This window comes from Aureibacter tunicatorum, assembly GCF_036492635.1.
In the GTDB taxonomy this organism is placed as follows: Bacteria; Bacteroidota; Bacteroidia; order Cytophagales; family Cyclobacteriaceae; genus Aureibacter; species Aureibacter tunicatorum.
Window position 1 is genome coordinate 3,822,853 of record NZ_AP025305.1, and the last position, 15,599, is coordinate 3,838,451.

At 35.0% G+C, this 15,599-nt stretch carries 16 protein-coding genes; 7 read left to right on the plus strand and 9 right to left on the minus strand.

Features of this window, described 5'->3' with window-relative positions; genetic code table 11:
• Positions 1-7 precede the first annotated feature (7 nt).
• From AABK36_RS16080 to AABK36_RS16090, 3 genes are all read right to left on the minus strand, one after another.
• Positions 8-778, minus strand: a complete 771-nt coding sequence (locus AABK36_RS16080) for a glucosaminidase domain-containing protein (RefSeq protein ID WP_309940309.1) — start codon at positions 776-778, stop codon at positions 8-10.
• A gap of 262 nt (positions 779-1,040) precedes the next feature.
• Positions 1,041-1,823 (minus strand): hypothetical protein, encoded by a 783-nt coding sequence (locus AABK36_RS16085; protein ID WP_309940307.1) that lies wholly within the window; start codon positions 1,821-1,823, stop codon positions 1,041-1,043.
• 12 nt (positions 1,824-1,835) lie between these two features.
• Positions 1,836-2,294: a TspO/MBR family protein gene (locus tag AABK36_RS16090; RefSeq protein ID WP_309940305.1), complete on the minus strand. Its 459-nt coding sequence runs from the start codon at positions 2,292-2,294 to the stop codon at positions 1,836-1,838.
• A 175-nt stretch (positions 2,295-2,469) separates the two neighbouring features.
• Here AABK36_RS16090 and AABK36_RS16095 point away from each other — a divergent pair, with 175 nt between their 5' ends.
• Complete coding sequence (locus AABK36_RS16095; RefSeq protein ID WP_309940304.1) at positions 2,470-3,291, plus strand: helix-turn-helix transcriptional regulator; 822 nt, start codon at positions 2,470-2,472, stop codon at positions 3,289-3,291.
• Between the two features lie 102 nt (positions 3,292-3,393).
• Complete coding sequence (locus AABK36_RS16100; RefSeq protein ID WP_309940302.1) at positions 3,394-3,726, plus strand: cupin domain-containing protein; 333 nt, start codon at positions 3,394-3,396, stop codon at positions 3,724-3,726.
• A 121-nt stretch (positions 3,727-3,847) separates the two neighbouring features.
• On the opposite strand, the gene AABK36_RS16105 is transcribed toward AABK36_RS16100, so the two are convergent.
• Together AABK36_RS16105 and AABK36_RS16110 are read right to left on the minus strand one after the other, a co-directional pair.
• Positions 3,848-4,342, minus strand: a complete 495-nt coding sequence (locus tag AABK36_RS16105) for a hypothetical protein (RefSeq protein WP_309940300.1) — start codon at positions 4,340-4,342, stop codon at positions 3,848-3,850.
• A 17-nt stretch (positions 4,343-4,359) separates the two neighbouring features.
• Entirely contained in the window at positions 4,360-5,967 is a 1,608-nt protein-coding gene (locus AABK36_RS16110; RefSeq protein WP_309940299.1) for a helix-turn-helix transcriptional regulator, read from the minus strand.
• Positions 5,968-6,224: 257 nt separating this feature from the next.
• Between AABK36_RS16110 and AABK36_RS16115 the strand changes: the two genes are divergently transcribed.
• From AABK36_RS16115 to AABK36_RS16125, 3 genes are all read left to right on the plus strand, one after another.
• Positions 6,225-6,377, plus strand: coding sequence for a hypothetical protein (locus tag AABK36_RS16115; protein WP_309940298.1), 153 nt, complete (start codon positions 6,225-6,227; stop codon positions 6,375-6,377).
• A 220-nt stretch (positions 6,378-6,597) separates the two neighbouring features.
• Positions 6,598-7,698: a slipin family protein gene (locus tag AABK36_RS16120; protein WP_309940296.1), complete on the plus strand. Its 1,101-nt coding sequence runs from the start codon at positions 6,598-6,600 to the stop codon at positions 7,696-7,698.
• Positions 7,699-7,746: 48 nt separating this feature from the next.
• Positions 7,747-8,364 carry a hypothetical protein gene (locus tag AABK36_RS16125; protein ID WP_309940294.1) on the plus strand — a complete coding sequence of 206 codons (618 nt, stop codon included), beginning with the start codon at positions 7,747-7,749 and terminating at the stop codon, positions 8,362-8,364.
• A gap of 6 nt (positions 8,365-8,370) precedes the next feature.
• Here the strand turns inward: AABK36_RS16125 and AABK36_RS16130 are convergent, their stop codons facing one another.
• Both AABK36_RS16130 and AABK36_RS16135 read right to left on the minus strand, forming a co-directional pair.
• On the minus strand, positions 8,371-9,444 hold the full coding sequence (locus AABK36_RS16130) for a WD40/YVTN/BNR-like repeat-containing protein (RefSeq protein WP_309940293.1): 1,074 nt from the start codon (positions 9,442-9,444) through the stop codon (positions 8,371-8,373).
• 19 nt (positions 9,445-9,463) lie between these two features.
• Positions 9,464-10,198, minus strand: coding sequence for a hypothetical protein (locus AABK36_RS16135; protein WP_309940291.1), 735 nt, complete (start codon positions 10,196-10,198; stop codon positions 9,464-9,466).
• Positions 10,199-10,421: 223 nt separating this feature from the next.
• Here AABK36_RS16135 and AABK36_RS16140 point away from each other — a divergent pair, with 223 nt between their 5' ends.
• The gene (locus tag AABK36_RS16140; RefSeq protein ID WP_309940289.1) at positions 10,422-11,582 is read left to right on the plus strand and encodes an RtcB family protein; all 1,161 of its coding nucleotides are present in this window, start codon (positions 10,422-10,424) and stop codon (positions 11,580-11,582) included.
• Positions 11,583-11,623: 41 nt separating this feature from the next.
• On the opposite strand, the gene AABK36_RS16145 is transcribed toward AABK36_RS16140, so the two are convergent.
• Positions 11,624-11,908, minus strand: a complete 285-nt coding sequence (locus AABK36_RS16145; protein WP_338390288.1) for a hypothetical protein — start codon at positions 11,906-11,908, stop codon at positions 11,624-11,626.
• 868 nt (positions 11,909-12,776) lie between these two features.
• Here AABK36_RS16145 and AABK36_RS16150 point away from each other — a divergent pair.
• A complete protein-coding gene (locus AABK36_RS16150; protein WP_309940286.1) occupies positions 12,777-14,003 on the plus strand; it encodes a hypothetical protein in 1,227 nt (408 codons plus the stop codon).
• Positions 14,004-14,053: 50 nt separating this feature from the next.
• Here AABK36_RS16150 and AABK36_RS16155 read toward each other — a convergent pair whose 3' ends face one another.
• On the minus strand, positions 14,054-15,553 hold the full coding sequence (locus AABK36_RS16155) for a SusD/RagB family nutrient-binding outer membrane lipoprotein (protein ID WP_309940285.1): 1,500 nt from the start codon (positions 15,551-15,553) through the stop codon (positions 14,054-14,056).
• Between the last annotated feature and the right edge of the window lie 46 nt (positions 15,554-15,599).

The window sequence follows — 15,599 nt, forward strand, 5'->3', positions numbered from 1 at the left end:
CTTTTTCCTAATTAACCTTCAACTTCTGCCCGATGCTGATGGTATTAGACTTCAAGCCATTCAGGCGTTTTATCTGATCCACGGACATGCCGTATTTTCTCGACAACGAATAAAGCGTATCTCCTTTGGCTACTGTATGCGTTTTAGCACTGCTGTTCGACTTTGTCTTCTTAGGAGTTTCTTGTTTAGGCGCCTTGCTTTTTCCTTTCAATACCAGTTGATCATATTTATGAAGATCATAACGCTCGATAAGATCGATTAGCTTTTGCGGATATCTACTATCAGTCGCATAACCTGCCTTTTTCAATCCATGCGCCCAAGATTTGTAATCATGAGGCTTGTATTTATACAGAAACTGGTATCGACTTTTCTTCAAGAACAAGGAATGATCATTGAAGGACTCTCTTGGATGATTGTACTTTCTGAAACATTCACCCTTGCGATTATCGTCATGATATACTTTCTTACCCTTCCAGTCCGAATGGCATTTGATTCCAAAGTGGTTATTGGAACGCTTGGCTAGATCACTCTCTCCACTGCCTGACTCTAATATCCCTTGAGCCAGAGTGATACTCGCCGGAATCTTGTGGGTTTTCATCTGGCTCATCGCAATATCAGAATATGTATCGATATACCTGTGTACTTTATTATTATAACTGCCTGAGCTTGCTTTTCTTTGTACTGTAGGCTTTGATGTTACTTGAACTTTTTTGCTCGTGCTGCACCCAATCATAGCGCATGCAGAAAATAACATGAGTAATGATAAAAATCTATTCATATTTAAAAATAGGAGTAATTAACAATCTATTCTAGGATAAAGCCTTGTATCAATATGCTATAACTATCCCTTGGAACTATTTCCTTAAATGAAAAATACGAATATTTTCTAACTGATTACTTATTCAATGACTGGAATAAACACAATATCCACAAAATAATTAGTCATCAGGACTGTACCATGAACTATTTGGAGTTTAATAAAACTAATTGAAGCCATATCATAAATATAAATTGCTAACAAACCTTTTACCGTTAACTTATCACTCTTTGTTAAACAATCTACTAAGTTGAAATTTACACCAATCAGTCTCTTGTATAATAATTTCATTTAATTTTCTTTCCCAATCTATTTCAGGTAATAGAATATGACAATAATAACTATCTTCAAAAAATAATTGCATCGATTTTAATAACGCTCCATGTACCTGTTTTGATAATACTTGTATATCGTAATAAACTTCTCCTCTTTCTAAACCATTAATTAAATTTTTGAACTTATAAAATACATGTGTATAATCTTCAAGTGAAACAAAATCAACACCTTCAATTTCTAAATTCCCACTCCTACTCACTTCTTGCATACTTTTTCTCTGTAGTTTTTTAGAGGAAATTCTTAATATTTCCTGAAAGCACCCAGTCCAACCCAATCCAGATTCTGGATCATACCATAACAATGATCTATCTAGCACCAGTTGAATAAAAATAAGTAAACTCTTGTTATTGGCTTTATCAATTAGAGAATCAATATCATCTTGAATATTAATTTTTGGACAGCAATAATGATCCAACAAAGAAAGATGAATAGCATCTAAGTTATAAATGGATTTAGTTTTCATCCAAATCACAGCATCCTCTTTAGACAGAAATGTTCTACTTATAATAAATAATCTAATAATATTATGTTCATGAGCCCATGAATGCTCATTATCTACGATTGGAAGTGATACATTAACCCATTTATACCTACTATTAATAAGTTCATCAGTTATCCTTAAGTAATTCCAGTTTGTATTATTAAACGATTCAGATATTGTACTATACATTACACTCTTCTCTTAATTATTAAAAAATATGTACCCATTTAAGGAGGAAGCAATAAGAAGCCAAATGAAATAAGGAAGAATCAGCGCGAATTTCACTTTTGTCTCTGGCCAATACAAAAAGAGAATGCAACCAATTAAAACTGTAAGCGCAACAATTAAAATCAGAGCTAATAATACATTATGATAATAAAAGAAAGTAGGATTCCATGCGACATTCAGCAACCATTGCAAACTAAAAAGAGCAATCAAAACATTTTTACTTTTCACACTTGGCCACAGATAAGCTAGATAAATGCTGAAACAAACCATGATTATAGTCCAAGCAAGCCCAAACATCCAACCGGGAGGCGTCCAAGGAGCCTTAAGCAAATCCGAATACCAATCGGAAGAGACTCCTTTGCCAGTAAAATAACTGCCTAATGCCAAAGCTCCGAAATTAAAGGACAGAAATACGATTAATCTAAGTATCATATGTTGATTTAATTTAGTTCAGATACATCATTCTTTTTCAAATAAGAACATAGTTTATATTGAATTTCAAATTTATTTTAATAAAAAACAAACTTAAAAAATGAGAAAAAATCATAGCTAAAAGACGAGTTGTCATAATAATTTTACAATCTCAAATACGTTCTTTCGACAACAAATGAATAAATTAAACTTCCATATCGACAAAGACTTGGATGGTGTTGAGATAATGTCCGCTAATATATTATCGCAAAACACTCACGCCCATACACACCAAGAATACGCTATTGGTGTAATGGAAAGAGGCGTTCAATCCTATGATCCCAAACGTAAAAAAGACAAATACATGGTGTCAGGCGATATACCTGTTGTCAATCCATTTACAGTGCACAATAGTCAAAATCTTGATGAAGATGGATTTAGCTACCGCATGTTTTACATTGACAGCAAGGTTATAGAGCATATATCTTCGCAAGTATTTGAAATTCCTGATGCTGCCCGTATTTTTGATCGGTTTTTTATACGTGATCATTATGTTGAAAGAAACTTAATCCATTTGCATCACATTCTGGAGAACAATGCTTTTGATATTATACAGAAGCAAAACTATTTTTATGAAGTCATAGCTTATTTGCTCAAAACACATTCAATACTCAAAGCTCATAGCCCTAGCATCATCAATGCGCATTCTGCAATTCAAAGAGTTGAGGAATATATTCATGCGCGCTATTCTCAAAAAATCGAATTGAAAGACCTGTCAAAAGTCGCATGCATGAGCCCCTATCACCTAAACAGGCTATTTGCGAAAAAAAAAGGCTTAAGTCCTCATCAATACTTAATCAACTTGCGGTTGAATAAAGCCCGAGAGCTCTTAAAGAGCAATTATAGCGCTACTGAAATAAGCCATCAAGTAGGCTTTTATGATCAAGCTCACTTTACACGAAACTTCAAGCTATACATCGGAATTACCCCAAAGCAATACCAAAAACAGATTATATAGCAAGAATATACAAGTTTTAAAATATCCTCTTATCTAGTTTTGCTTATATGAACAATTCCGATAATATCAGTTATAAAACTGAGATACTTAGACAAGAACAATATGATAAATGAAAATCCATTACTTTCGAAATTCCCCTCTGCTGACATCGCTGTGGCAGGAGTCTTTTCAAAGCTTATTCAAGCTGGAGAACAACAATTTATCTTCATGGAGTTTGAATCAGACGCAGTGATTCCTCCTCACTCCCATAATGCTCAATGGGGCATTGTACTGGATGGAGAAATGGAGTTAACGATCAATAGCAGAGTACTTAGACTTAAAAAAGGCGACTCATATTTTATCAAAAAAGGGGAAATTCATTCGGCTAAAATCAAAGCTGGCTACAAAGATCTCACATTGTTTGATCAAAAAGATCGCTACACTCCTATGAAATAAAACTAAACCTTTCAAAAACGAATCAGTCGGACTGCATGTTCTGATTCGTTCTTTTCAAATTTTAAGCACACTACAAAAACTTTCGAAAATGCACATAAAATAAGGCCATCACTCACTTCGTCTAAAAAAACACTAATTGGCAATCAGGAAGAAGCTTAATCTGATCACAGCCGCCAATATATTTTGTGATTTTTTCAAATACTTTCCTTAATCTCTTCGCATTAACTTCATTCGACTCTGAGTGAACTCTCCAATCAATAATAGACGTGTCATTTTTAAACCTATATTCAAGGTAATAATCAGTATGCGGAGTTATATATAATGTAGTAGTCGGAGCATAACTATGTGGATACTTACAAATATCAATATCAACAAGATCTTGATAAATTTCTTTTTTAAAATCCAGACCAATGACGAAACTTATCGTGGTATCTTGATCCCAATCAAATTTATATGTTAAAGAATCGGTAAACGTATCAATCTTGTAAATTCCGAAATTAACTTCAGCCTTGAAGTCAAATGTTACAGGCATTTCTTTGTCATAACGACAAGAAGAAACTTTTCGAATACATCCATGTAAAATAAATACAACAAATAACACACTTATAAATTTCATAAGATTGCAACTCATCATCATATCAAATACAACCTAACAGCTCTAAATTCCCTCTCTTCGTCTTCCAGATGATATTTAAACGTCGTCTTGGCATGCTGTATATGCACTCCGCCGGGACGCATCGCGCAAACCACTGTCTTGTCATCTAACTCTTCCTCCTCTTGATCCCAATGGCTTCTAGGCTTCACATGTATGGCTCCCGTGCTTTCATCCACATGATCAAAGAAAATCGTCAATACATGAAGCTTTCTGTATTCTTCATCGGTAACATCTCTCCAGATAATCTCTTCCTCTTCCATACGGTCCGGTATCTGATGATGCTTTTGCCACTGGTGATGATCGTCTCTAAGAGCATTCTGATAGAACAAGGCTGCAATAATCTCTGTCGAATTCCCTAAACCAACATCTATAAATCGTTGCAGATTATCATTGAACAAAATCGCCAGCGACTCTGGCCGGTCAATATGCAAAAGCACTGGCTTCTCCCATTCTACCCGACAGTTGACAAATGTGCGAATTTGCTGGATTTCCTGTATGGTATAAAACTCGTCAATACTGGCATAACCTTTTCGCTGAACACGCTTGAAAGCTTCATTGATAACTTCTCCATTAATATTAAACTGGTAGTGCCTGTTGGCAAGCATCAATCGCTTCTGGATGCTCTTCTGCAATCTCGCCGGCCTTAAGACTTTTATCGCCTCTCCAAAACCCAATATCTCTTTTTCTAATTCATAGTTAAGTTGTAAATACATTGAAACTACAATTCCTCCAGGAAGATCTCGAACCTTCTTTTGCGAATGATGAATTGGTTTGGTCAATACATAAGGAGCGTGTTTCTTTTCCACAAACAGTTCTATACGCTCAATCTTCGGCTCATATTCGACACTCACTCCGATCGCGTGTTTGAAGTAATCAACCAAATCCCAACGCGTATTGCCTATATAATCACATTCACTATTATCCAAATTGATAATCCTGTCAAATGCCAACAGCATGGGGTTTTGCTTTGCATTCTTGAACCCAAGCACAAACCAACGATTCCTGAACTCTTTCAATAACTGCGGATGAAAGTCAAAAGTGCTTTCCTCTCTGGCTTTGAATGATTTATAAGTCAGCTTTATGGATCTTTTATGCAATACAGATTCATACAAGGGTTCTAGATACTCCAAGCCCTTCAATTCATTATTGGTCTCAAACTGAATAATCGGCATTTGATTATCTCGCTTGGACTGAACAGAATCTTCCAGCTTCTGTATCATGCCCGACAATTCTTGCACTTGCGTAAACCCTTTGAACTGCTTCAATATATCCACCGCATCGGATAGCTTGCGCAAATCCTGATCTGTCAGCGGAATATTTGTAATCGAATAATTCGGATCCTCATAAGTATAGTACTTTCTGTCTTTGACAATGATCGGAGCATTGTACCCCAGCTTGTCACTTCGCATCATCTGAATGTCAAGCTGTACTGTTCGTTTGCTCACTCCTTTGTCTATTCCTTCATATTCGTACAATGCTTCCGAACAAGCTTCCACCAAGTCATCCAAGGTCCATTGCCTGAAGCGATTTTTCAAACATTGATCAATAGTCTTATAGCGCACTAGTGCGTTTCTATTTGCCGGCATAAATATTTTTTTTACAAAAAATCAGCTCTGAGACATGAATGAAAGCTGTTTAAAATGAAAATTTAAAGAAATTACATATTTTTTTTTACTGCGCAAAAAGATTGCGCATTGGCTTTTCAACTTTGTAATGAATCAAGGAAACAATCGGATGTTTCTGTACAGCATCAAGGAATCCGCCGGTAGGTTAGGATTTTCCTGATTGTGGAAGTTGGTTCTCTGGCTTAGCAGGTCGGAGGTTCGAATCCTCCCTTTGACTTATGGTCAAGGTAGTTCAGCAGGTTAGAACAGCTAAATTTATAGTCGTGTGGGTTCAAATCCCACCTCCTCTCGAAGGAGTGGTGGAATTGGTAGACACCTCAAATTGCAAATTTGATGACTCGGAAGTCTATGACTTCAATTTATTGACCTAAAGAACAAGGCTTTGCATTATCGGCTTTAAGCAAACGGCTCAAAGCAATTTTTAATTCGTCAGAAAATAGCGGATACCGTCTAAAGAAATTTTATTCTCTTTTGATTCGATTCATACAGACAATAAAATGAGCTTTTTTCTTAAGCCTTTTTCCATGAATTGAAAATGATAATGCACCGTTTTGTTCTTTTTAATGTGTAACAACATAATACTTATATAAAATGAAACCAATAAAAATCAATGAAGGAAACATAGGAATGATCTTCAAAAGTGGAGATTTCAATAAACTTTTGAAAGCAGGAAAGCACTGGATTAGCTTTAATGATTCAGTGGAAATCCATAATATGGCGAAGCCTTTCCAAAGCGACATTCCTCTAAATGTATTGCTAAAGCATGACGATTTCAAAAACGCTATAGAAGTAATTGAAGTCAATGACGACCAACTTGTTCTTCGATATGAAGACGGTGCCTTCAGCGAAGTATTGAGAGCTGGAAAATACGCATATTGGAAAGGTATTGCCAACCATTCATTTCAATATTGTGATTTGAAAGAAGCTAGAGTTCCAGCCGAGATCAGCTTGAACGTATTAAAAACCATGGCATTAAAGCTTTTGACTAAAGAAATTGAAATTCAACCCTTTGAAAAGGCATTGCTTTACATTGATGGAAAATTGGATTCAGAATTAAAACAAGGAGCTCATTATTTTTGGTCTAACAGCAAAAATATTCAAATCCAACGCATAGATACCAGAACTCAAACATTGGAGATTTCAGGACAAGAGATTTTGACACAAGACAAGGTAAATCTGAGGATTAACTTTTCGGCGCAATATCAAGTATATGATATTTATCTTGCGAGAGAAAAGACCAAGGAATTTGAAACTCAATTATATCAAATGTTTCAGCTTGCTCTGAGAGAATATGTCGGTACCTTGCCTTTGGACGAACTATTGGCAAAAAAAGAATCGGTCTCTGAATTTATCATCAACCATCTTTCTGCGAAGACCAAAGAAATCGGCGTAAGAATTCTTGATTGCGGAGTAAGAGATCTGATATTGCCGGGAGAAGTAAAGGAAATAATGAATCAGGTGTTGATCGCTCAGAAAAAAGCTCAAGCGAATATCATCACCCGAAGAGAAGAAACAGCATCCACTAGAAGCTTGCTCAACACCGCCAAGCTAATGGAAGACAACCCGATGCTATTCAAGCTCAAAGAAATGGAATACGTGGAAAAAATCTCTGAGAAAATCAGCGAAATTACACTATCCAACGGAGGCCAGATCATCGACCAGCTTAGAGGAATGTTTGGCACTGCAAAGTAAAAAACCAGAAACCTAAAATTATAAAAAACTACAAACCCAATATTGCCTTTGAATATAGAAACAACACTCAACATAGACCATAACCTTAAGGAAATGATCTTCAGCACTGCTGTTGGAGATCTTTCCTTCACCTACTTTGAGCATTGGCTGCTTAACCAAAGCCAATACCACAACCTTATTGCTGAGGATTTATTTTTCTTGAATCTTTACAGCATGGATTACCAAGACAAAGGAATTCAAGAAGAATTTGAAAAGACTATTCTAGAACACCTTGACCAAAATGAATTTGAATTATTCAAAATCAAACACATACTCAATAAAATCACTGAAGATGAAAGTCAGATAGAACGTTTGCTTCAAGTTTGCTTGGATTGGAAAAATAACGATATGGAATGGATCAAACGATTTGGGTATCATTTATATGATTTTAGCGAATATGAATTCTATGGGTATTCGAAAAAAGAATTAATCAATAAGATTCAACGAGAAGCAAAAGATTTGCTCTCCGCATTGCAAGACGATAACCACATTCATAAAAACATAGAATTTCGGCCGAATCGATTCACTACAATTCGTCCAAAAAGTATAAAAATCAAAATCCTCAACCGGAGAAGAAAAAGAAGAAAATCAGTATTAGAGAGACTAAGAAACATGTTAAATAGATGATATTTATTAATTATTTTGATAAAAATATGGGTAAATTATTTTTTCCCATGTTTTTCCTCCGTCTTTTGTCATCATTAAAACATTTCCTGAATTCACAATTCCTATTTCTTTGTTAATAAAAGATACGTTTAAAATATTTTGCAAATAAAAAAAATGCTCCCATGTTGCCCCGGAATCATTAGAAATGTAAATATCATTCGCAGCATAAGCCATTAAATAGTTAGAATCTAATTGAATTACTTTGCTTATATTCTTTCCATCAATGATTTTAATATTTATTTCTTCAAATTCATTTCCAACCTTTCTATATATTGCAGCCCCATCTGTTAAAAACAATTGTTCTCCATCGCTATTCACAAAAATAATCTCTCTTTTTTCAGGATTAGCAAATAAACTCTGTTCCCATGTTCTTCCAAAATCTAGAGAATAATAAATAGTATTATCCTCTTCAAAACTACTATGACTTTTATTAATCAAGCTTATATAAATAGCGCCTGATGAGTTTGCATGAACATCAATTCCCAAATGATTCTCAAAATAATTTATTAATCTCTTTTCTTTTTTAACAAAATCATATTCATAAATTCTACTGTCCTCTTTATTCTCACTAACAAGCAAATAAACTCTATCTTTTACAAGTTTGTAAGACTTGAGACTTTCTCCTACATTTAAACGAAACTCTATATCCTCCCAACTATCACCTCCATCTACAGTGTAAATAAAGCTAAGGTATTTAGTTTTATAGTTTTGATTAATTAGAAAAAAAGCATATTCCTCATCCATATAAATTAATGGATAATCATTAAGTATAATTTCATCGTCCAAAGTTTGTGTGTCAAAACTTTCAAACCAATTATTAGTGGTAAAGAAATATCCATTTGCATACCCATAAATTATTGAATCATTAGTTAATCGAGCGTAAAGATCTTGACCTTCTGTTAACAATTCAATTTCTGGATTAATAGTAACTGTTTCATACAAAGAATTTACTTTATCAAAAACTAAATCTTCTGAATCTCCACATGAGCAACATAACAAACATAAAAAAACAACAATATTTAAATTAATACCTCTATGCATTTATCCTCTTTTAAGTGCTTCAATTATTGTATCTCGCATCATTTTTTATAATTGGCGGTCTTTTTTTAATAGGCGAAGAATATCCTAAAGTCAAAGAAATATTATCTATATTATACCTTACTTTACTCTTCTCTTCATATACTTGCCTATGTTCCAAATTATAAATAGCATCATAATCTATTTCTAAATATGGTCGAAAAATCTCATAATTAACTTTCAAAAATAAACGACCATATCTCACTTTCACACCTGATACCATTGAAAGTCCCATACCATCCAAAAGGTGTTTCGACTTCGCTGTTTTTTTACCAGTTATTCCAATAGTTTTCAATTCATCAGAATAATAGGTATAGGTAAAATAATTTTTCACATAATTATGCTTTAATGATAATGTTGGTCGTATTTCAAATGAGTTTCTTTTAAAAATATTATAGCTCATTTCTGCTCCTAAATTCCAATGAGTCAATACCTCATAAAGAGTCCCTGAGCTTCTTGTATAAATTGAATTAACTTTCTTTGAAGATCTTTTTATTCCGAACTCTGGTTTAATGAACAACTTCCTTTTCAATACATTTATATCCAATCCAACTGTGCCATTAAATGCCAAATTCATAGACTGATTTATATCCTTATGTTGTGGAAGAGAAATACCAAAATCAGCTTCAAAACTCTGATTCACCTCTTGAGCATATACATTTTCACAAAAACTAAACAATAATACAATACAAAGTATTGTCATTTTTATTAATCTCATATCACCATCTTACATTCAAGACGTAATAATAAAACAATAAAATATAATTTTACTTCATTTATCAAACATATCATTAATCTTGTAAAAATAAGTCAAAAACCAACATGATTATATTCAATTTTCAATTCTATTTTTAAAAGGAGTTCATTTTTTTCTTACTACGCAAAAAGATTGCGCAATAATGCTTCTATTTTGTAAAAGACATTTTATTTAAACAAAGTACATGAAAAAAGTAATCAGCACGGAAAAACGGCCAATCAAACTTTGGCTGGATGATATAGAAAACGGCGCCTTAGAGCAAGCCAAAAACCTTGCGAACCTTCCCTTTGCATTCAAACATATTCCATTGATGCCGGACAGTCATCAAGGCTATGGCATGCCTATAGGCTCGGTATTAGCGACCAAGGAAGTAGTAGTGCCCAATGCTGTCGGCGTTGATATCGGTTGCGGGATGTGCGCATTGCCAACGAGCCTTAAAAATATAGAAAAAGACAATCTTAAAGCGATCTTGGGTGAAGCTCGTAAACGAATTCCTGTTGGAATGAATTGGCATAAAGAATCTCAAGGAGAAGAGCGAATGCCAGAAGGAGCTGACAGCTTGGAAATCGTCTCGCAAGGCTACAACAAAGCTTTGAAGCAAATCGGAACTTTGGGAGGAGGCAACCATTTTGTGGAAATCCAGCAAGGCTCTGACGGACATATTTGGCTGATGATTCACTCTGGAAGCCGTAACCTTGGCGCTAAAGTAGCAGACCATTATAACAAGCTGGCAAAGCGTCTGAATGAAAGGTACTTTTCAGTAGTGGACAAGAAAACGGATTTGGCATTTTTACCCATTGAAACTCCCGAAGCCAAAAACTATCTTAAAGAAATGAACTATTGCATCGAGTTTGCGCTTGCCAATAGAAAATTAATGATGGAGCGTCTAGTAGAAGCTATGCAAGCTGTCTTGGGAGAATTTGAAACAGGAGAAATGATCAATAAATCGCACAATCTGGCGACTTGGGAAAACCATTTTGGCGAAAATGTGCTCGTGCATCGTAAAGGAGCAACTCCTGCCTTTGAGGGCGAACTAGGCATGATACCAGGATCCCAGGGGACGAGTTCATATATCGTCAAAGGATTGGGAAATCCTGAAAGTTTCAAATCTTGTTCTCACGGTGCAGGAAGAAAGCTGGGCAGAAAGCAAGCTCAGCGTACTTTGGATCTGAAAGAAGAAATTCAATACCTGAATGACAAAGGCATCGTACATGCCGTAAGAAACAAAAGCGATCTTGACGAGGCGGTAAGCGCCTACAAAAACATCGACGAAGTCATGGAAAATCAAAAGGACCTTGCCGAAATTGTTGTACAACTTTCGCCATTAGCTGTATTGAAGGGATAATAATCGGCTGTCAATAAGATCATTTATTGATGGCTGATTTTTTAATTTAATCCTAACTCAAACCTCAAAAATAAATACATGCCCAATAAAATCAACCCAATGAATGCAACATCAATTCTTTTCTTAGAGTAAGCTAAATATCCAAGAATACAAATCTGACTTATGGATGTCAAATCAATATTAAACTCCGGAGCATTAGCACTCGCTCCCCAGCCAAGAACCAAAAATTCGAAAAATATAGAAGCATATGCCAACCCTATAAATATCAAGATATTTAGCGTTGCTAGCAAAATTATTCTTATGTATATATTTTTAGACAAGTTCATAGTGATTAATCAAATTATAAAAGTAGTTTAAAAAGCTATGCATTTGCATTAATTCCCAAATGCACCTTAAAAATATCATGCAACTGATCTATTTCAATATTCTCAAATTCAGCGATTGTGTTATAATTGTCAGTATTTATATTTCCACCTTCTACAGAAACAAAAAAGTTTTATCACTTTTTAATGTGGACACATATATCATTTTTGAATCATCCAAATTCAAGAAACCAATCGTTTCCAAATCTGCTTCCCAAAAATCTTTGACTTTAAAATGACTTGCAAACTTGAAATCCAAATAGTTAATCAAGTTTAATATTTTCCAGCTTTTATTCATATTCACAATACTAGCTAATAAAGTTAAAGCATTTATAATAAGTCCCTCCTTCTATAAATTCGCTTTTCAAAAGAGTTGCATAAATATTAAACCCTAACTAATCCATCAAATGAACACATTAAATATAGTTTCAGGCTCATCATAGCAAACCACCCTCAAAAAAATCTTGCTCCTAAAAAATCTTATATGGGGAAACCAGCTTTAAAACTTTATTATCAAAACTTTTACTCCAAATCAACCATTATCGCCAAACAAAATTTCACAAAATGTCATGATTTTTCTTTAATAAAACAATTAATATTACATACTTGAAATAAAAAAATAGAGGTAACATAGTGCAATTCCAATGAATAAAAGCCTCTATATAATAGACTATCAATCAATACAATAGAATTTCTTCAATATTCTTACATCTTGGCTAATTAAAGTTTTTTTTTCAAAACAAAAAATCAATAATATTTGCATCAGCATGCAAACAAGGAAAATATTATCGATAATTTTTTTAATTACTTTACAACTTTTCAAACAAAACCAATGAAAACGCTTAAATTTCTAAGTTATCTGACAGTATTGTTGTTTTTCACAAACTGCCAGAATCAGATAGAGGAACAAGCCGCTACTACTAAAAATCAAAACACCCTTTTCGAAATCGTAGTCAATCAACCTGATATTGCTAAGATAAGCGGAAGATCAGCCAATGAATCTCCATTTATCAAGCCCGTATACAATGAGGTTACTTATATCGGCTACAATATTTTTCATGACGGCGTGCAAGTAGTTGCTCAAACTCTAATCGCGAAAGTAGATAATGACGGTATTTGTAGAATCACAGATCCTAATTTCAGTTTGAAATTGGATGCGCCTAAGGATTATGAGCTTATCAGACTAGAGCTTCTCAATGAAAATCTTGAGCCGCTTTATTACTTGAAAGACGCTAAACCTGTTTCGTTCAGCACAGAAGTTGACCAACCAACAGTGATACAAGCTGAAGTAGTGAAGTATCAAGGCGATATGCCAAGAGAGGACGTGGACACGGTAAGCGCAGAGGTTGAAGCGAAAATCACTGGAGATATCCCTGTATATGTTGACTTCTTCGTTGATGATGTAATTCACTACGGTGAAGTGACTGTTGAAATCTTCGACTTGAACGACCAATTGATCAGCGAGCAAACGATTGTAACTAAGGCCGACGAGAAGGTTTACATTACATTCCCTTCTATCGAAAACCATGAGGGCTACAATGTAAGATTCACTTCAAAGAGAAGCAAAGAAAGATCTGGAGAACTATCAAGAAAGCTAATCGTCAATGTAGATGGAATCGAAGTATACGCGGAAGGTCTGTTCGAGCATAAAATCTTGGAGCATGATTCTTTAACAGCGCATAACATCTATAATGGCTACAATCAAATGATCGACGAAGTGCCTTACAAAGCGATCAAGTTCGAAAGACATCCAACTGAGGATTCTACAGTCGTGCTTAACGACTACTCGGGACGTTTCACTCAAATCTTGACACCATGGTGGAAACCAAACGAGCCTTTGGAAATCAAGAAAATCAAGATTCTTGGCGAGCCTTATCCAAATGGTGGCGGAGTAATGAGAACCAACATTCTTATCACTATAGGCCGAGTTGGCATGGAAGACAAGAATTTCGCATTGGATGGATTCTATGAAAATGTGCCGGGAACGGAATTGATGGACATCAACTTCGCTCAAAAGAACCCGAATATAAATTACACAAAAAGCTTAAGACTTTTGTAAAACAAAAAGGCTTGCCAAATGGCAAGCCTTTTACGATCTTATATTACTTTTTAATTAATATCCCACCAAACTTTTCCATCTAAACGATCACCAGTCCACCCATTTGAAGAACTTTGGTCTTGAATAGCGTTTGTCCAATTTATTCTATTAAGGGTCTGTTCATTTGTTGGGTAAGTAACCCTAACAGGGATCATATCATCAGATAGCGCTCCTTCATGAATGCCTCCTACTGGCAAAATCAATATACCAAAATCCAATCGCCTCCATTCTATCCATCCTTGCTGGCCTTGACCATATAATGCAACCCACTTTTCATAACCTAAATCATTCTTCCAAGTTGATTGATTTAAAGAAACAGCATCAACATAAACATCTGCTTCACTTACATCAACACCCCAAAACTCCATAGAAGACCTAACACCACTTTTCATATAAGTCAATGCATCTCCTGCAATGAAGCCTCTAAGAACTGCTTCTGCCAAAATAAATTGTTGTTCCGAATATGAAATATAAACTCCTGGCAATGCTCCAACCCAACCTGGTCCAGGTTGAGAAACAGAAGTTTTAGCCATCTGAGCAGCTTCATCATCGGTTTGACCATAAGGTCTTCCTACAAATTGATCTGAATCTACAGCAGGGTTTGCATATATTGGCAACCTTGGATCCATTTTTGGCAACATTTCATTTACCATAGTTTCTGAAAGTGAAAAATCAGAACGCCCCCCTAAATACTGACTTAATGGGTTATTATTTGGCTGGCTATCCATATAAGGAAATGAAGCTTCATCTGAAACACCAGAAAATAAAACACCCGACTGTAACACATCTTGAATTTCAGCTCTTGCAGTAGCTTCATCAACATCAGCCATCCTAATTGCAACTCTTAACCTTAGTGCATTAGCAAATTTTTGCCAACTACTTGGATCCCCAGAATATACTACATCTCCATCAATTAATTTTCCAGCAGGGTCTAATTGAGCAAAAGACTCTTTTAATTCCTTCAAAAGATCTGCATAAATTAATTCTTGAGAATCATAAACAGGATTGCTTATTCCACTTTCAGCTTGAAAAGCTTCAGAATATGGTACATTTCCCCAAATATCAGTAATGTTTTGCATCATCCAAACCTTAAGGATACGAGCAGCTGCTATCATATTCTCATTTCTACCTTCTTCTGGTTTTGCATTTTCTTGCTCCATTATTTTCACAAGATCCATCACACCTCCAAGTTTTACAGTAGAGCCATCAAGACCTGCATAATATTCAGACCACATATTATTAATAGATCCATCCCTTAGCTTAAACCTTGATTCTGCAGTATACTCTTGTTGTGCCCAATATTGTGACCAAAGCATACCAAATCTACCATTATTCCATTCATCTAATGTTCCATCCATCAATCCTTTTTGAGCTGATGTAAGCAAATATGCTGATGGTACTTCTTCTGGTCTATCAGGGTCTGTATTCAAGGCATCAAAATCATCATTGCAGGCAGTTAATGTTAAAGCCGAAAACAATACCAAAGACCACTTTTTATATATTCTTTTCATAATTATTTCTAATATTAATGAGACAACTTTAAGTCAATCAAGCGTT

What these genes read in the sequence shown, in the direction of transcription:
- AABK36_RS16080 (WP_309940309.1), bottom strand. Translation starts at nt 778, where the DNA reads ATGAATAGATTTTTATCATTACTCATGTTATTTTCTGCATGCGCTATG.
- AABK36_RS16085 (WP_309940307.1), bottom strand. Translation starts at nt 1,823, where the DNA reads ATGTATAGTACAATATCTGAATCGTTTAATAATACAAACTGGAATTAC.
- AABK36_RS16090 (WP_309940305.1), bottom strand. Translation starts at nt 2,294, where the DNA reads ATGATACTTAGATTAATCGTATTTCTGTCCTTTAATTTCGGAGCTTTG.
- AABK36_RS16095 (WP_309940304.1), top strand. Translation starts at nt 2,470, where the DNA reads ATGAATAAATTAAACTTCCATATCGACAAAGACTTGGATGGTGTTGAG.
- AABK36_RS16100 (WP_309940302.1), top strand. Translation starts at nt 3,394, where the DNA reads ATGATAAATGAAAATCCATTACTTTCGAAATTCCCCTCTGCTGACATC.
- AABK36_RS16105 (WP_309940300.1), bottom strand. Translation starts at nt 4,342, where the DNA reads ATGAAATTTATAAGTGTGTTATTTGTTGTATTTATTTTACATGGATGT.
- AABK36_RS16110 (WP_309940299.1), bottom strand. Translation starts at nt 5,967, where the DNA reads ATGCCGGCAAATAGAAACGCACTAGTGCGCTATAAGACTATTGATCAA.
- AABK36_RS16115 (WP_309940298.1), top strand. Translation starts at nt 6,225, where the DNA reads ATGGTCAAGGTAGTTCAGCAGGTTAGAACAGCTAAATTTATAGTCGTG.
- AABK36_RS16120 (WP_309940296.1), top strand. Translation starts at nt 6,598, where the DNA reads ATGAAACCAATAAAAATCAATGAAGGAAACATAGGAATGATCTTCAAA.
- AABK36_RS16130 (WP_309940293.1), bottom strand. Translation starts at nt 9,444, where the DNA reads ATGCATAGAGGTATTAATTTAAATATTGTTGTTTTTTTATGTTTGTTA.
- AABK36_RS16135 (WP_309940291.1), bottom strand. Translation starts at nt 10,198, where the DNA reads ATGAGATTAATAAAAATGACAATACTTTGTATTGTATTATTGTTTAGT.
- AABK36_RS16140 (WP_309940289.1), top strand. Translation starts at nt 10,422, where the DNA reads ATGAAAAAAGTAATCAGCACGGAAAAACGGCCAATCAAACTTTGGCTG.
- AABK36_RS16145 (WP_338390288.1), bottom strand. Translation starts at nt 11,908, where the DNA reads ATGAACTTGTCTAAAAATATATACATAAGAATAATTTTGCTAGCAACG.
- AABK36_RS16150 (WP_309940286.1), top strand. Translation starts at nt 12,777, where the DNA reads ATGAAAACGCTTAAATTTCTAAGTTATCTGACAGTATTGTTGTTTTTC.
- AABK36_RS16155 (WP_309940285.1), bottom strand. Translation starts at nt 15,553, where the DNA reads ATGAAAAGAATATATAAAAAGTGGTCTTTGGTATTGTTTTCGGCTTTA.